Consider the following 16,173-nt stretch of genomic DNA (forward strand, 5'->3'; position numbering starts at 1 on the left):
GGTAATGGTGTTTCTTTTCGTGCAAAAAAAGTTGTGCAATAAAAAGCAGTGCATAAACAGTTGTGCAAAAAAAGCCGTGCAAAAAGATTAACGAATAAATAGTGGCGCAAAAAAAAGCCTCGAACTAGGGTCGAGGCTTTCGTGTTCTACTTTGCGGTTTAACTATTAAGCGCTGTAGTAAAGTTCAAACTCAAGTGGGTGAGTCGTCATAGATACACGACGAGCTTCGCCAGCTTTCAGATCGATGTAAGCATCGATCATGTCATCAGAGAATACGCCGCCTTGAGTCAAGAATGCGCGGTCTTCGTCTAGGCACTTAAGCGCTTCTTCTAGGCTGCTAGCAACCTGAGGAATCGCATGAGCTTCTTCAGCTGGAAGGTCGTACAAATCTTTATCAGCTGCATCGCCAGGATGGATCTTGTTTTTGATACCATCGATACCAGCCATCAACATAGCGGCGAATGCTAGGTATGGGTTAGCGGTTGGATCAGGGAAACGAGCTTCAATACGCTTGCCTTTAGGGCTTGAAACGTATGGGATACGGATAGAAGCAGAACGGTTACGAGCAGAGTATGCAAGCATTACTGGCGCTTCGAAATGAGGAACAAGACGCTTGTAAGAGTTAGTTGAAGCGTTAGTGAACGCGTTCAATGCTTTAGCGTGCTTGATGATACCACCGATGTAGTAAAGCGCCATTTCAGATAGGCCAGCGTATTGGTCGCCAGCGAATTGGTTTTCACCGTTTTTCCAAAAAGACTGGTGGACGTGCATACCAGAACCGTTGTCACCAACGATTGGTTTAGGCATAAATGTCGCAGTTTTACCGTAAGCGTGAGCAACGTTGTGTACACAGTACTTAAGGATTTGAACTTCGTCCGCTTTCTTAACTAGAGTGTTAAATTTAACGCCGATTTCGTTCTGGCCAGCAGTCGCCACTTCGTGGTGGTGAACTTCAATAACCAAGCCCATTGTTTCCATAGCGCCACACATTGCGCCACGTAGGTCATGATGAGAATCAACTGGTGGTACTGGGAAGTAGCCGCCTTTTACGAAAGGACGGTGTCCCATGTTGCCGCCTTCAAATTTCTTGTTAGAAGACCAAGCGGCTTCTTCAGCGTTGATCTCTACAGAACAACCTGACATGTCTGTTTTCCATTTAACATCGTCAAAGATGAAAAATTCAGGCTCTGGACCAAAGAAAGCAGTGTCGCCAAGACCTGTTGATTTAAGAAATTCTTCTGCGCGAAGAGCGACAGAGCGTGGGTCGCGGTCATAGCCTTGCATAGTAGAAGGTTCGATGATGTTACAACGAACAATAACTGTCGACTCTTCAGTGAAAGGATCGATGATAGCCGTATCGTCCTGAGGCATCATGATCATGTCAGATTCGTTAATGCCTTTCCAGCCAGCGATTGATGAACCATCAAACATTTGGCCGTTTTCAAAAAACTCTTCATCTACCGTAATAGCTGGAATCGTTACGTGTTGCTCTTTACCTTTAAAGTCGGTAAAGCGAAGGTCAACCCACTTCGCGTCATGCTCAGCAATCAAGGCAAGGGTCTTGTTTGACATAGTTGTTCTCCAGTCGTAGTTAAAGCGAAATTATTTTTCGTTGTAAAAGGTGCTTTAATATTTAATACAAAGCGCCATTTGTCGAGTTATTTATCAAGTAGATAGTAAGCATAACTTGTGCCAGAATTTTGTGCGGGTTAATAAATCCTTATATTACAATAAGATAAGTTCTTTTCATTTTGTGGTGCACTTAATCGTAGCTAAATCCAGCCTTTAAAAAAGCCAATATGCACTATATTGGATCACTGTTTTTGGTTTTTGTTCTATGTTGGTGCGCCATTGGTTTCTGAGTTAAAAAAATATAAACAAAATTAAAGGCGTTATTGATAATCATTATTATTTGGTGATAGTCTTGTGAATAATGTACTACAAGACAGCTCTAAGGAATTGCTATGTCAATCATTCATTTTCTATCGCTTGAAAAGTTACGTCCTACTGAGAGTGTTGCTCCGCGTCGAGTCGCAAAGCTAAAAAAGAAGATTCAGCAAGAAGGGGTTTGGACGCGCCCAATATGTGTAGAAGAAAACGATTTATTTATTATGGATGGGCATCACAGATTTGCTGTTGCGAAGAGGTTGGGGTTAAAGCTAGTCCCTGTTTTGCTTTTAAATTATGAAACCACTTCTGTTTTAAGTCGTAAACGCAAGTATAAAGTTTCCGCGTCTTTTGTTCGTTCTCGAGCGAAAAAAGGTTTTCTGTATCCGCTAAAAAACACTTGCCACATTTTCCCTGAAGGTCTGTCAGGGTGTGTTGTGCCTCTTTCTAAGCTGCATTGTTCTGATATTAGTGTCGAACATTAGTTTGCGTATCTCGTTTTATTTGAATGTATAAATACAAAGGAAAAAATATGATAAACGTAAAAAATAAGAAGCTTTTATCAGGCTTTGGAATGGCAGCTGTATTGATGTTCGCTTCTCTCGTAAACGCAGCCCCGATCTCTGTAATTGATGATAGAGGGAGTCATGTCACTTTGCCTGACACGGCTAAAAGAGTTGCCTCCATATCCTATTTTGCGGCAGACACTGTGATTGCCTTGGGAGGTAAGCCGGTTGCTAGTACCTATATGCTAAAGGATAGAAATCCAGATTATTTGCTGGATTACCTTTCTGATGTGCCTGAAATTGGCCAGCGTGCGGCGCCAAATTTAGAGCTGCTGGCTGATGCAAAGCCAGATTTGATTGTTGCAATTCGCCGTTATACGGAAGCCAATGCTGCCCAGCTTAATGCTATAGCACCCTATTTAGCGCTTTCTCTGGAGACTTTTAGCGATAGTGATCGTTCAATTCAGCTGCTGGGAGGACTGTTGGGGAAAAGTCAGCAGGCGGCAAAACTTAATGCAGATTTTCATCAAGACCTAGATCATTTTGTCAAAGAGAGTGAGGCAAAAGAGCGGGTGAAATACCTATTTATTTGGGGCGGCGGTGAAGCACCTTGGGCTTTTTATAATGAGAATATGACAGCCGCAATAATCACTGCGTTGGGAGGCGAAAATGTAGCGGGTTCTAATCCTACGCCACATATTCCTGATAATACGGCTTTTGAAATGAGCTTAGAGTCGATATTGGTTGCTAATCCAGATGTTATTTTCGTCTATGACTATGGTCCAGATCGGCCTTTTGAAAGTAACCCGATCTGGTCACAGTTAAATGCAGTGAAAAAAAATAGAGTGTATTTCGTCAAAGATCATTGGGTTGAATCACATGGTCCGATTGCTAGGCAAATGGTACTAAGAGAGTCTGCTCATTTACTTTATCCAGAAGAATTTCCTGAATTTAATTTGAAAGACGAAGTTGAGCGCTTTTTATCGGCGGGGCTGAAGGGGTAATAGTGCCTGTCTATTATTTTTGCAAGAGAGGCGCTCTTTTCTGATTTGGTTTTTTGATCAGATCAAAGTTGTCTTCTTACCGCTAAGTTAATGCTGTTAACTGAAAAAGTATAAATGGCGCGCCTGCTCTTCGGGTGGGTGGTGTTTTACGCTTAAAGGAATGTAGTCATGGAAACTACCGCGAAATCCCTTACATCTTACAATCAAGCTCCTAACAACATCGCATCATATTATTTGAGTAAGTCAGGGGTTGGAAAAATAGAGGCTCTGATCGATGATTTGGCGACTGTCTTTGAAAAGGTTGAGTCAACGGAATTTGCCGAAACTTGTGCTTTGAAAGCGCAAGAGTTACCAATCGGTTTAAGAAAGTTTCTGTACTCTTTCAAAACGCTCCAGATAAGAAAAGGGGCGGCCCTGATAAAAGGTTATGTCATTGACGATGAGGTTATAGGCGAGAGTCCCTCTCATTGGGATATGCCATGGGTTAATCCGAAGGTGTTGCGAGAAGAAATATATCAGTGTTTGGTGACTTGTTTAGTCGGCGATATTTTTGGTTGGGTGACTCAGGAAAATGGTCGTTTTATGCGCCATATAGTGCCAATTAAAAAAGATGCCTATGAGCAATTAGGAGCAAGTAGTGCTGTGGATCTGGTCTGGCATAATGAAGAGGCTTTTCATGAAAAACGAGCTACTTTTTTATCCTTGTTGTGCTACCGCAATGAGGAGCAAGCAGAAACGATTACTTGCTCGATTGATGACTGTGAAATCACTCCTGAAATCGAAGCATTACTCAGACAAAAGCGTTTCTTTATTCAGCCCGATAAGGCTCATTTGCCAGAGCAGAATAATAGTAGCTTATGGCAATTAAGTAATGAGCAGTTTCAGTTAATCCGCTCTCATATAGAGAATCCCCCTGTTATTCCTGCAATCCGTGGCCCTCATTGGGAAAGGTTTATTCAAGTTGATCAGGCCTTCATGGAGGTTATTGATCAGGACCCAGAAACCATTAATGCTTTAAATGCTTTGTATACTCAGTTTGACCAGCATAAATCCTCAGTTGTTATGTCTCCAGGTGATTTAATTGTCATTGATAACGATAAGTCCGTTCATGGTCGAAGCAAATACCAGCCTAATTATGGGCCCAGACAGCGCTGGATAAGAAGAGTGAATGCCACGATTGATATTCGGCGTACTCATCAATACCGCAGTGGGCCTCGTTCAAGACAGCTTTATTAAAATCAAGGAGTAGATGATGAATGTTCCTAATATTCCTACGGATTTGCATAACAAAGAGGACGTCGATCATAGTGTTGTGTTGCTCTCCAAAAGTGATATCGCCAAGATCGCGTTGGACCATAAAACAATGATTGCTTGGGTCGAGAGAGCTTTAAAAGATTTGGCACAGGGTGATTCTCTTAACCCGACTAAGATTGAAATGGTGTCACCAAAGCATCATTCAATGAATTACGCCATGATGGGCACATGTGCAGAACCTGCTACGGTTGGGATGAAATTGTCTCATAAGTTTTTTGGCGGGGCTGGGCGTCAAATGCAGCGTTATTATACAGCCTTGCTTATTTTTGATGATAACAGTGGCCAGCCGCTAGCGTTGGCAGATTGCTCTTGGATTACCGCTGCTAGAACACCAGCTGTGTCAGCACTTATTGTTCGTGAAACGATGAGAGAAGGGGCTAGGAAGGTGCTTATTGTAGGTTCTGGGATGCAAGCGCAATATGCGGCACCCATGATAGCGGCATTATGTCCACAGCTCGATAAGTTTGAAATTTTTGGTCACTATCAACAAGGGTTACAGTCTGCTCAACATTACTTTTCTGAATGCCACCCAGAAAAAGAGCTGAATATTGTTGAAGATTTAGAAAAAGCAGCGCGCGAGGCTGATGTTATTGTTGGTGTTTCTGGTGGGCATTCTTCTTCAAACGTACAAGCTAGCTGGCTTAAACCAGGCGCGGTTTCGATTCTAGTTGGTTATGGTATTGACCCTGCCGCTTTTCATGAGGCGGATTATAAAATCGCCACTAGTGAAGAGCAAATGAAGGTGACAGGGCAGGACTTTGCTTATGAGGATGGTTCATTTCCTGAATTAGATGGAAATTTGCCTGATATTTTGATGGGGAAATTGCCTGCAAGAAGATCTCAGGAACAGAGGGTTTTTGCTTATAACAGTGGCTTAGTAGTCACCGATATTGCGGTAGGGCGGGCACTTTATGAGGCGGCAAAACAGCAGAATTTAGGTCAGAAGGTGGCCTTATGGTAGCGGCATTGGTAATAACAGAGAAGGCGTCCCTTGGTATTTCTCCATTGGTTCACTCTGATGTGAAAGCATGGTTGCAAAAGACGGAAAAGCTGTTTGAACTCAAGCAGGGTTATGATGAGCCCTTACATTTGATTTTCCCGCATATCTTTAGGAGTACATTAGCCAATTATCAGGATCTTCTGTCGCGTTTGAATATCGATTTTCAGATACTGTATGCGAAAAAAGCGAATAAGGCCCATGCCTTTGTGCAAGAGTGTGCCCGTGCTGGAGTGGGCGTGGATTGCGCTAGTGTTGGTGAGCTGGTTGACTCGGTTCGAGCTGGGGTTCCGCCAGAATGTATAGGCATTAGTGGGCCTGCCAAGAATAAAAGGTTGCTTATGCTTGCTGCTCAGTTGGGTTGTCTTGTGGCATTGGATTCATTAGATGAGCTTGAACATGCCGCGCAAATTGCAAGAGCCGTTGGTAAACCCCTACGAATATTGCTTCGGATTAGGCCTGAAAGTCAGCAGAACAGTAGATTTGGTTTTTCTGAGGCGGAATTTTCCATTGCCTGTGAACATTTAGAAACTTTACCAGTTTTTCTAATGCTTGAAGGGCTGTCTTTTCATCTCTCTGGCTATGATTTGCAAGAAAGAGCGGCTTTCGCATTAGAAGTAGCGCATAGAATAGTGAAAATGCGATACAAATTCCCTCATTGTCGTAAGTTGAATATTGGTGGTGGCCTGCCTATTTCCTATGTCTCTGAACCTATATGGAATGAGTTTCTAAGAGGTAACTCGGAGGATAATTTTCATGCAAACAGGCGATTTGATGGGTTTTACCCTTATTACAGCCCGGTTTCTGGAGTAGAAGCATTGAGCGCTATTTTAACTCAGGAGCAAGGTGAGGGTTCCTTGAGAGACTTTTTGCATCAGCACGGGTTATCGATACTGTTAGAGCCCGGCAGAGCTCTGTTGGATCAAGCTGGTATAACGCTATTTTCAGTGCAAGGGCTCAAAGATAGAGGGGATTACTCAATAGCAACGGTAGACGGGACCAGTTTTAGTGTCTCTGAGCAGTGGTTTGGTAGCGAGTTTTTGCCTGATCCTATACTTATAACACCTATAAAAAGAGGTGGTGATAGCTGTCAGGCGTGTATTGGCGGTGTTAGTTGTCTTGATCGTGATATGTTGACATGGCGCAAAGTGATGTTTCCTCAGCGCCCGAAAGTAGGGGACCTAGTTTGTTATATGAATACAGCAGGCTATCAGATGGATTCAAATGAGTCAGAATTTCACAACTTACCTTTACCTGAGAAACTCTGCTTGTTTTCAACAAACGAAGCGGATGCTTGGTGTCGAGACAGTGCCTATTTAGCGATTATGGATGAGGATGATTTAGATGGAATATAAGCAAATTCAACGTCAGAGAAATTTAGCGTCATGTTATACGAAAACGGTTGGTCAAACGCCCTTAATGAAAATAGTTTGTCCTGGGTATGACACAACATTGCTGCTGAAGCTGGAATCTTTTAATCCTATGGGGAATATGAAGTTTCGCATGGCAATCAGTATGGTAGAGGCCGCTGAAGCCAGTGGTGATCTTAAACCTGGCGGGCGTATTGTAGAAAGTACTTCTGGTAATACGGGATTAGGCTTGGCAACCATTGCGGCTGAACGAGGTTATCGCTTTACGGCCATTGTCGACCATCATGCAGCTCAAGATAAGCTACGAGTTATGCAAGCGCTCGGGGCTGAGTTGATTTTTGTTGATGATGGCGAAACTGATGACCTTTCCACAGCAGCGAGAGAAGAGCTTGCGGAGAAAATAGCGGCTGCTGACCCTGAGGCTTTTTGGACTGAGCAACATAACAACCCAGCGAATTCTACTGGTTATACAGCATTGGCTTATGAGCTCATGGAGGTGTTGGGTAGTGAAATGGACGCTCTGGTCGGAGCAGTTGGAACCGGAGGTTCGTTGTGTGGCACCGCTCAAGTACTTAAAGGGGCTTTACCTGATTTGTTTGTATTTGGGAGTAGAGCCGGTCGGCTCGATAGCCTTCGGTGGCCCCGGAGGGTCTTATTTTCAGTCAGGTACAGGAACACCTCCAGGAGCAGAAATAGGAAAATGCGTAGACTTTTCCCTGATTGATAAAGGGATAAAAGTGAGTGATGAAGCCGCTTTTTCAACTTGCCGTTTTATTGCTAAGCGCTTTGGCGTGTTAATTGGTGGGTCTGCTGGAGGAGCTTTTTATGGCGCTCTACAGATGATCAAAGAAGGCAAGTTGAAAGGAAATGTCGTCATGATCGTGCCTGATGGTGGGGAAAAGTACTTAGATACTATTTTTAATGACCAGTGGATGTTAGAGCGGAGTCTTGTCGATGATGAAATACTCGTAGAATTAGATGACTTTTTCAGTGTTAAGGAGAGCTGATGTCTATTCAGGCTTATTCTAGGGAAGTTACCCCATTGCTAAGGTTAGCCTCGCCTTTAATTCTGACACAACTGGCCCAAGTAGCGATATCCACGACGGATATTATAATGATGGGGATGTTGGATGAGATCAGTCTGGCAGCGGGTGGTCTAGCTTTGTTTCTGTTTAATTTGCTTAGAACCATGGGATTTGGCATGGTCGTGGGCTTGTCAAACATGGTAGCTGAGTCAATGGGGGAGTCTAAAGACTCTTCAATGATTGAGTGTTTGTTTGCTGGATTGGCCGTGTCGACAGTTACGGCAATCATTGCTGCTTTGATTATGATTGCAGCACCTGCTTACCTGCCTTGGTTGGGGCAAGCACAAGATGTTGCCGTGCAAACTGGGCAGTACTTACTATGGATGGCACCGGGAATGTTGCCTGCTTTTTGGTTTTATGCTTATCGCGGTATTGCAAGTGGCACTCAAAAAGCAGGGATTCTATTCTGGATTACGCTGGTTTCTGTGGCCGTCAATGCAGGGTTGAATTGGGTATTAATAAAAGGTCTATTAGGTTTTCCTGCGCTTGGTTTGTCGGGGATTGCTGCAGCCAGTAGCTTAGTGTTTTTTTTATCCTTTGTTGCTTTAGCCATCTTTACGCATAAAACGATTGACCTTGGTGTAATCCGCTTTCGTTTGGATATGATCAAACAGGATATTGTTAGACTGCTGAAAATAGGCGTGCCAACCTCCGCTTCTTATGGCTCTGAGGCGGGGTTCTTTGTTGTTCTGAGCTTGCTGGTTGGTACATTTGGAGCGCAAGCATTAGCTGCCCATGTATTGGTTAATCAACTGATATACATTGTTTTTATGATTTCTATTGGGTTGTCTCATGCCTCGTCTATACGTATCAGTGAAGCGATAGGAGCTAAGCAGCTGGAACGTCAGCCACTCATTGCACGATCGGCTATATTGACCGGGATCGTATGCATGCTTGCATTTTCTACTGTGTATTGGTTGTTTCCTGAACAAGTCTTACACCTGTTGATTATAAAAAATGGCCCGCAGTCAGTAGAAGTCATTCAAATTGCAACTCAGCTGTTACTCGTTGCGTCTGTCATGCAGTGTTTTGACTGTATGCAAAATATTGCGATTGGATGCATGCGCAGTATAGGCAAAGCTTCAGCGGGGTTCTGGCTTACTTTAGTTGGATACTGGGGGATAGGGTTACCTAGTGCTTGGGTAATGAGTGACTGGCAAAGGGATGTAACAGGTGTGTGGATAGGTTTGATGGTGGGGGTGATGGCGACGGCTTTTTTGTTGATTACTGCGTTTGAAATTTATAGTCGTCGTAGTTTAAAAGCAAATACCGTTGTACAGATTGTATAGTGTTATTGATAATGGTTACTATCTGCATTATCATTATTTATTGATCTTATGACGAGAATATCTGTGCAGTTGTTTGTAAATATTTACAGAAAATGGAATACGCTGGCGTGGGGTTATTGTTTCACTCTGATGATCTTGTTGGTTGGAGTGATGAGTCTGAGCAGTGGTGCTCACTCCATTCCTCTGCAAAGCGTGATTACATCCCTATTTGAGCCAAGTAATTCAGTAGACAGTATTATTATTTGGAAACTACGCTTGCCTCGTTTGCTTGTGGCATTGGCTGCTGGATGTGGGTTAGCGTTAGCGGGAATGGTGTTACAGAGTATTACACGTAATCCACTGGCATCCCCTTCTTTAACTGGAGTTACTGCAGGGGCTGCTCTGGGAGTGGTGACGTGTTTTGTCTATTTGCCCTCAATTATTACCCCTTTTTATTATCCTTTTGCTGCCTTGATTGGCGGGCTTGGGGCTGCTGCTCTGACTTTTTTTGTCGCTGGACATAAATATATTTCACCTATGCGGCTGGCGTTGGCTGGGGTGACTGTTTCGTTTCTGGCTTCTGCGGTAACCAGTGTTATGTTGTTGTCTACTGGGCCTCAATCTGCCACTTTGTTGTTCTGGTTATCGGGTGGGTTACAAGGTAGAAGCTGGGAGCAACTATATATTTTGCTGCCTTGGTTAGTATTTGGAGTGGTGGGCGTTTTGGTAGCGATACGGCCTATGGCGTTGCTTACTCTTGGAGACGATGCTGCCTCTTCCATGGGGGTTGATAGCGGAAAATGGCGTATTATGTTAGGAGCTATGGCGGTATGTATAACGGCTGGTGTTGTGTCTGTAGTGGGGCCGATTTCCTTTGTTGGTCTTTGCGTTCCTCATATCGCTAGATTGCTGGGTGCACGTACTGTTATATCGTCGGTTTTGCTTTCCTCGGTGTTAGGAATGTTATTGCTTGCTACCGCTGATTTGTTCGCCCGTACAGTAGCTGCGCCTAGGGAAATTCCTATAAGTGTGTTGACGGCTTTGGTCGGTGGCCCACTATTTATTGCACTTGTCTATCGTGAAAGAGGTTAGTTGCTCATGAAACATGCCATCTTTCTTTTATTACCTTCAATAACTATTCAGTCGATACGTTTACCGCTGTTGTTTGGGGGAGTCATCTTACTATTGATAATGGCTGTTTTGTTTGGGGCAGTTGGCTTGTCAGTTGAGTCGGTAGTTGCGGTTCTGAGTGGTAAAGGAGAGCACAGTGCTGAGATTATTATTTCTAACTTACGAGTTCCTAGAGCATTAACTGCGATATTAGTGGGTATTCATTTCTCCTTAGCTGGAGCGATTCTACAGGCAGTTACTCGAAACCCTTTGGCTGACCCTAGTATCTTAGGAGTTTCTCAGGGGGCTGTATTATCCGTTGTTGTGTTTTTGCTGTTTACGGTCTTTATTGGTAACAGTGATGGTAGTCGACTGTTTACATTGCCTGTGCAGTATTTGTCGTTAGTAGGCACTATTGGTGGTCTGCTTACAGGACTTTTAGTGTACGTCTTAACTCTTCGTCATAGATTATCTCCGTTGCGTTTAACTCTTATGGGAATTGCTGTCGGGGCAACTTTGCAAGCCATCGCGATTGGTATTGTTGCTGGTTGGGGATCGACTAGAGTCGAGAGTCTTTTGCTTTGGATATCAGGCAGTCTTTATGCTCGAGGCTGGGAGCATTTTTTCTACTTGTTGCCTTGGACGATATTGGGCGTCCTGTTGATGCCATTGTTGCAGCGTCCTTATTTTTTGTTGCAAATGGAGGATTCCGCTGCAACCTCATTTGGTTTATCTGTAATGCGTTATCGAACATTGGCCTTTGCTATAGCATCTGGGCTTGCGGCAAGTGCTGTGGGAGTAGTTGGTCCTGTGGGTTTTATTGGCCTTGTTGTGCCGCATATAGCACGTAGCTTGGTGGGGAGGGATACTCGTTCTTATTTTATTATGACGGCTCTATTGGGAGCGGCTTTTGTCCTTGGGGCAGATTTGCTCGGAAGGACTTTACTTGCTCCTGAAGAAATACCTGTAGGGTTGGTTAGTTCCGTCTTGGGAGCACCTTTATTTCTTTATTTACTACGGCGCAATGGGTAGCTTGTTATGTCAATTAAAATGTTATCAGCTAGTCTTGGTTACAAAGATAAGCTAGTTGTTGAAACGCTAAACTTTTCATTAGAAAAAGGGAAAATGACGGCGTTAATTGGTCCGAACGGATGTGGTAAGAGTACTATATTGCGTGCTATGTCTGGTTTGATTAATCCTTCTTCAGGGCAAGTGCTGCTTGATGGATCCTCTATTGCTAAGCAGCCAAGAAAATTGTTGGCTAAACGTTTAGCATTTTTACCTCAAGCTCCACAAGTACCTGACAATATGACGGTTTTACAATTAGTAGAGCAGGGGCGTTTTGCTCATCGTGGGCTATTTGCAGCACTAAATGGAGAAGATGTAGAGAGTGTTGATTGGGCTCTAGAGCAGGCAGGGATGTCCGCCTATCGTCAGCGTTATTTAACCGAGCTTTCGGGGGGAGAGCGACAACGAGCATGGATAGCCGCAGCGTTAGCTCAGAAGACGGATATTTTATTATTAGATGAGCCCACCACCTACTTAGATTTAGGGCATCAGCTTGAAGTGCTGGAACTGCTGCAGTCTTTAAGCAGAAAGCAATCTCTTACAGTGGCATTATCTTTACATGAAATTAATCATGCATTGATGTTTGCGGATAGTATTGCGGTTGTTAAAGCGGGGCAACTTCTTTTCAAAGGGAATGCAAAGTCGCTTTCTAAAACCAGTTTGCTTGAGTCTACGTTTGCGATTCAAGGGTATTATACGAATGGTGCTTTAGAGCGGCCTGTATACTTGGCTACTGGCTCTGATCGGCATGCAGTAGAGATAGACAAAATTGCTTAGTAATTAGCTGCTTGTATCAAAGTGATGTGGATATTTTGTGAGTTTGGCTTCGCGGAGCTGTATGCTTTATACTGTGCGCCTTTCAAATATCCGGTATAAATCGCAACCCCTATGAAATTCATTGTTAAGTTTTTTGCAGAAATCACCATTAAAAGTCGTCCAGTTAGAAAGGCTTTTATTAAACAGCTTCGACATAATGTTAAGTTGGTTCTTAAAAAGCATGATGCTGATGTTGTTGTTTCTGGCAATTGGGACTTTATTGAAGTGTTTTCAGATAAAGATGAATTGCGGGAAGAATTTACCGAAGCGCTGTCGAACATTGCTGGTATTGCGCATTTTCAATTCGTTCGTGAATTTCCTTTAGTTGACCTTGATGACATCGTTGAACAAGCCATCGTTTCTTATGGCGATGTTATTAAAGATGCCGTGTTTGCTGTTCGCGTTAAACGTGTTGGTCATCATGACTTTACGTCAGTTGATGCCGAGCGCCATATCGGTGGTTGCTTAAAAGCTCGTTGTGGCGCTTTGGCGGTTCGCTTGAAAAATCCTGAAGTGTTAGTGCCGATTGATATTCGTGATAATCGAGTATGGATGATTGAGCAACGTGTGGAAGGACTTGGTGGTTATCCGCTTGGATCACAAGATTCTGTGTTGTCCTTAATGTCTGGTGGGTACGATTCTACCGTTAGCTCTTTTTTAACCATGAGCCGAGGATTAAAAACGCATTTTTGCTTTTTTAATCTTGGCGGCGATGCCCACGAGATTGGGGTAAAGCAAGTGTCTAACTTCATTTGGGAAAAATATGGCTCGGCGTTAAATGTTAAATTTATCACAGTGCCTTTTGAAGCCGTTGTTGGCGAGATTTTAACCAAAGTTGATAACGCAGAGATGGGCGTGATCCTAAAACGTATGATGTTGCGAGCAGCCTCTCAGTTAATGACAGAAGTTGGAGCGAAAGCCTTGGTAACTGGCGAGAGTGTTGCGCAAGTATCTAGCCAAACCTTGATGAACTTAAAAGTCATTGATCAGGTAACCGAAGAGTTAGTGCTGCGTCCTTTAATCACTACCAATAAGCAGGTCATCATATATAAGGCTATTGAAATCGGAACTGCACCATTTGCGGCCAGCATGCCTGAGTTCTGCGGTGTTATTTCTGTTAAGCCAACCACGCGCGCCAAAATGCATCGTGTGGAGAAGCAAGAATCTAATTTTGATTTTGCGGTATTAGAACGCGCGATTGAAAACGCTCAAGTCATGTCTATTCAAAATGTGATGGACGATGTGGCGAAGCAATATCAAGGTGAAGTTCCTGTTGTGCGAATGCCGGTGGGTGACGAAGTGATTATTGATATTCGCCATCCCGATGAGGCGAGCAACCGACCTTTAAAAGTAAGTGGTCGTCCTGTCAAAGTGATTCCATTTTTTGCACTAGAATCTAATTGGGCTGAATTAGAAAAAGATGTGACCCACTTGTTGTACTGCGGCAAAGGTGTCATGAGTCGTATGCATGCTTCTTACCTATTAGGTAAAGGGCATGAAAATGTAGGTATTTACTTACCTTAATAAGCACTAAAAAACGGTAGCATTTCTGTAGTATATGAATGTTATCGTTTCATATGAATGCGCATTGTTACTCTATTGCAGTATTTTTGTAGACTTTTTTTGTCACTTTAATGGGATATTGATCAATATAAGGGTACAATTGCGCCAATTTTACCCCGCACCAAGATCCGAGACGCTTGAAGAGCATACTTGCCCGTATCAAGCGGCGGTATATCTTTTTGCTCACGCTAAATGCAGAGAACTATAAATGTCTAATGATATCAATAAGTTACGTAACGTAGCTATTATTGCCCACGTTGACCATGGTAAGACTACCTTGGTTGATCAGCTATTAAGCCAATCTGGCACACTAGATCGTAAAGATCAAGGTTCTGAACGAATCATGGACTCTAACGATCAAGAGAAAGAGCGTGGCATCACGATTTTGGCGAAAAATACGTCAATTATGTGGCACGACTACCGTATTAATATCGTAGACACACCTGGACATGCCGACTTCGGTGGTGAGGTTGAACGTGTATTGTCTATGGTTGACTCTGTACTTTTGTTGGTTGACGCAGTTGATGGCCCAATGCCACAAACTCGTTTCGTAACATCAAAAGCATTTGAACGTGGCCTACGTCCTATTGTTGTTATCAACAAAATTGACCGTCCAGGCGCTCGTCCTGATTGGGTTATGGATCAGGTTTTTGATTTGTTTGATAGCCTTGGTGCAACTGAAGAGCAGCTAGACTTCTCTGTTATTTATGCATCTGCAATCAATGGTATTTCTGGTAATGACCCAGAAAACATGGCAGAAGACATGACGCCACTTTACCAAATGATCGTAGACAGCGTACCTGTTCCTGATGTTGATCCAGAGGGCATGTTCCAAATGCAGGTTTCTGCATTAGATTACGATGCTTATGTTGGTGTTATCGGTATCGGTCGTATTACCCGTGGTAGTCTGTCTCCTAACCAACAAGTAGTTGTAAAATCTGCTGACGGTAAAGAGCGTAAAGGTAAAGTTCTTAACGTTAAGGGATACCATGGTCTAGCGCGTGTTGATACAAATAAAGCAGGCGCTGGTGATATCGTTTGTATTACTGGTATCGACGGCCTAAGTATTTCTGATACTTTGTGTAATCCTGAGTGTGTTGAAGCGCTTCCTGCTCTAACAGTAGATGAGCCAACAGTAAGCATGACCTTCATGGTGAACGACTCTCCGTTTGCTGGTAAAGAAGGTAAATACATTACCACACGTAATATCTCAGATCGTCTTGATCGTGAGCTTATACACAACGTAGCATTGCGTGTTCGTCAAGGCGAAACTCCGGATAAATTCATCGTATCTGGTCGTGGTGAGCTTCATCTTTCTGTATTGATTGAAAATATGCGTCGTGAAGGCTTTGAGATGGGTGTTTCTCGTCCTGAAGTGGTTCAGAAAGAAGTTGATGGAAAAATTCAAGAGCCATTTGAGTTAGTGGTTATCGATGTTGAAGAACAGCATCAAGGTTCTATCATGGAAGAGCTTGGCTTGCGTAAAGCTGAGTTAACTAACATGGAACCTGATGGTAAAGGTCGTGTACGTCTAGAGTTCATGACGCCTTCTCGTGGCTTGATCGGTTTCCGTGGCTTGTTCCTAACACTAACTTCTGGCTCTGGTATCATGACCAGTGTGTTTGACCATTACGGTCCAGTAAAAGAAGGGGATGTTGGTAGCCGCCAGAATGGTGTATTGGTCAGTATGGTGACGGGTAAAACAGCAGCGTTCGCTTTGTTTAACCTACAAAGCCGTGGTCGTTTATTCTTGGGTCACGCGGTTGAAGTGTACGAAGGTCAAGTTATCGGTCTTCACTCACGTGATAATGACTTAACTGTTAACCCAGTTAAAGGTAAACAGTTAACAAACATGCGTGCCTCTGGTACAGATGAAGCCTTGACCTTGACTCCGCCTATTCGTCATACACTTGAGCAAGCGCTTGAGTTTATCGAAGACGATGAATTGGTAGAAGTAACACCAGAAAGCATCCGTATTCGTAAAAAATTATTGACTGAAAACGAGCGTAAACGCGCTGGTCGTAAGTAATAGCTATTCTTTAAAGAGAGCAGCAGCAAATGAGTTCATGCAAATGAATTCGTGAGCGACAGAAGCGCCTTCGGGCGCTTTTGTTTTTTCTGGACTTTGTTAAAGTCATTTGCCTTATTTATCTGGGTAAGCATTGGCAAGTATTGGGGGAAAACG

Annotated in this window: 14 protein-coding genes; 13 read left to right on the forward strand and 1 reads right to left on the reverse strand. The window is 43.4% G+C overall.

Annotated elements, in window-relative coordinates; genetic code table 11:
• Positions 1-165: 165 nt before the first annotated feature.
• Entirely contained in the window at positions 166-1,572 is a 1,407-nt protein-coding gene (glnA, locus tag ACO05V_RS06405; protein ID WP_421848640.1) for a glutamate--ammonia ligase, read from the reverse strand.
• 392 nt (positions 1,573-1,964) lie between these two features.
• Between glnA and ACO05V_RS06410 the strand changes: the two genes are divergently transcribed.
• From ACO05V_RS06410 to typA, 13 genes are all read left to right on the forward strand, one after another.
• Positions 1,965-2,372, forward strand: a complete 408-nt coding sequence (locus ACO05V_RS06410) for a ParB N-terminal domain-containing protein (RefSeq protein WP_421848642.1) — start codon at positions 1,965-1,967, stop codon at positions 2,370-2,372.
• 23 nt (positions 2,373-2,395) lie between these two features.
• On the forward strand, positions 2,396-3,397 hold the full coding sequence (locus ACO05V_RS06415) for an ABC transporter substrate-binding protein (protein WP_421848644.1): 1,002 nt from the start codon (positions 2,396-2,398) through the stop codon (positions 3,395-3,397).
• Between the two features lie 168 nt (positions 3,398-3,565).
• Positions 3,566-4,633: a TauD/TfdA family dioxygenase gene (locus tag ACO05V_RS06420; RefSeq protein ID WP_421848646.1), complete on the forward strand. Its 1,068-nt coding sequence runs from the start codon at positions 3,566-3,568 to the stop codon at positions 4,631-4,633.
• A 13-nt stretch (positions 4,634-4,646) separates the two neighbouring features.
• The gene (locus tag ACO05V_RS06425; RefSeq protein WP_421848648.1) at positions 4,647-5,672 is read left to right on the forward strand and encodes a hypothetical protein; all 1,026 of its coding nucleotides are present in this window, start codon (positions 4,647-4,649) and stop codon (positions 5,670-5,672) included.
• On the forward strand, positions 5,666-7,063 hold the full coding sequence (locus ACO05V_RS06430; protein ID WP_421848650.1) for an alanine racemase: 1,398 nt from the start codon (positions 5,666-5,668) through the stop codon (positions 7,061-7,063). Before ACO05V_RS06425 ends, ACO05V_RS06430 begins: the two co-directional genes overlap by 7 nt.
• On the forward strand, positions 7,053-7,802 hold the full coding sequence (locus ACO05V_RS06435; RefSeq protein WP_421848652.1) for a PLP-dependent cysteine synthase family protein: 750 nt from the start codon (positions 7,053-7,055) through the stop codon (positions 7,800-7,802). Before ACO05V_RS06430 ends, ACO05V_RS06435 begins: the two co-directional genes overlap by 11 nt.
• Positions 7,705-8,085, forward strand: coding sequence for a pyridoxal-phosphate dependent enzyme (locus tag ACO05V_RS06440; protein WP_421856891.1), 381 nt, complete (start codon positions 7,705-7,707; stop codon positions 8,083-8,085). The genes ACO05V_RS06435 and ACO05V_RS06440 overlap by 98 nt, the downstream gene beginning before the upstream one ends.
• On the forward strand, positions 8,085-9,452 hold the full coding sequence (locus ACO05V_RS06445; protein WP_421848654.1) for an MATE family efflux transporter: 1,368 nt from the start codon (positions 8,085-8,087) through the stop codon (positions 9,450-9,452). Before ACO05V_RS06440 ends, ACO05V_RS06445 begins: the two co-directional genes overlap by 1 nt.
• Positions 9,453-9,515: 63 nt before the next feature.
• Positions 9,516-10,523, forward strand: coding sequence for a FecCD family ABC transporter permease (locus ACO05V_RS06450; RefSeq protein ID WP_421848656.1), 1,008 nt, complete (start codon positions 9,516-9,518; stop codon positions 10,521-10,523).
• 6 nt (positions 10,524-10,529) lie between these two features.
• Positions 10,530-11,573: a FecCD family ABC transporter permease gene (locus tag ACO05V_RS06455; protein WP_421848658.1), complete on the forward strand. Its 1,044-nt coding sequence runs from the start codon at positions 10,530-10,532 to the stop codon at positions 11,571-11,573.
• A 6-nt stretch (positions 11,574-11,579) separates the two neighbouring features.
• Complete coding sequence (locus ACO05V_RS06460; RefSeq protein WP_421848660.1) at positions 11,580-12,386, forward strand: ABC transporter ATP-binding protein; 807 nt, start codon at positions 11,580-11,582, stop codon at positions 12,384-12,386.
• A 111-nt stretch (positions 12,387-12,497) separates the two neighbouring features.
• Entirely contained in the window at positions 12,498-13,949 is a 1,452-nt protein-coding gene (gene thiI, locus ACO05V_RS06465; RefSeq protein WP_421848662.1) for a tRNA uracil 4-sulfurtransferase ThiI, read from the forward strand.
• A 247-nt stretch (positions 13,950-14,196) separates the two neighbouring features.
• Positions 14,197-16,017, forward strand: a complete 1,821-nt coding sequence (typA, locus tag ACO05V_RS06470; RefSeq protein ID WP_421848664.1) for a translational GTPase TypA — start codon at positions 14,197-14,199, stop codon at positions 16,015-16,017.
• Positions 16,018-16,173 lie beyond the last annotated feature (156 nt).

Source organism: Marinomonas sp. (assembly GCF_965225885.1).
GTDB lineage: Bacteria > Pseudomonadota > Gammaproteobacteria > Pseudomonadales > Marinomonadaceae > Marinomonas.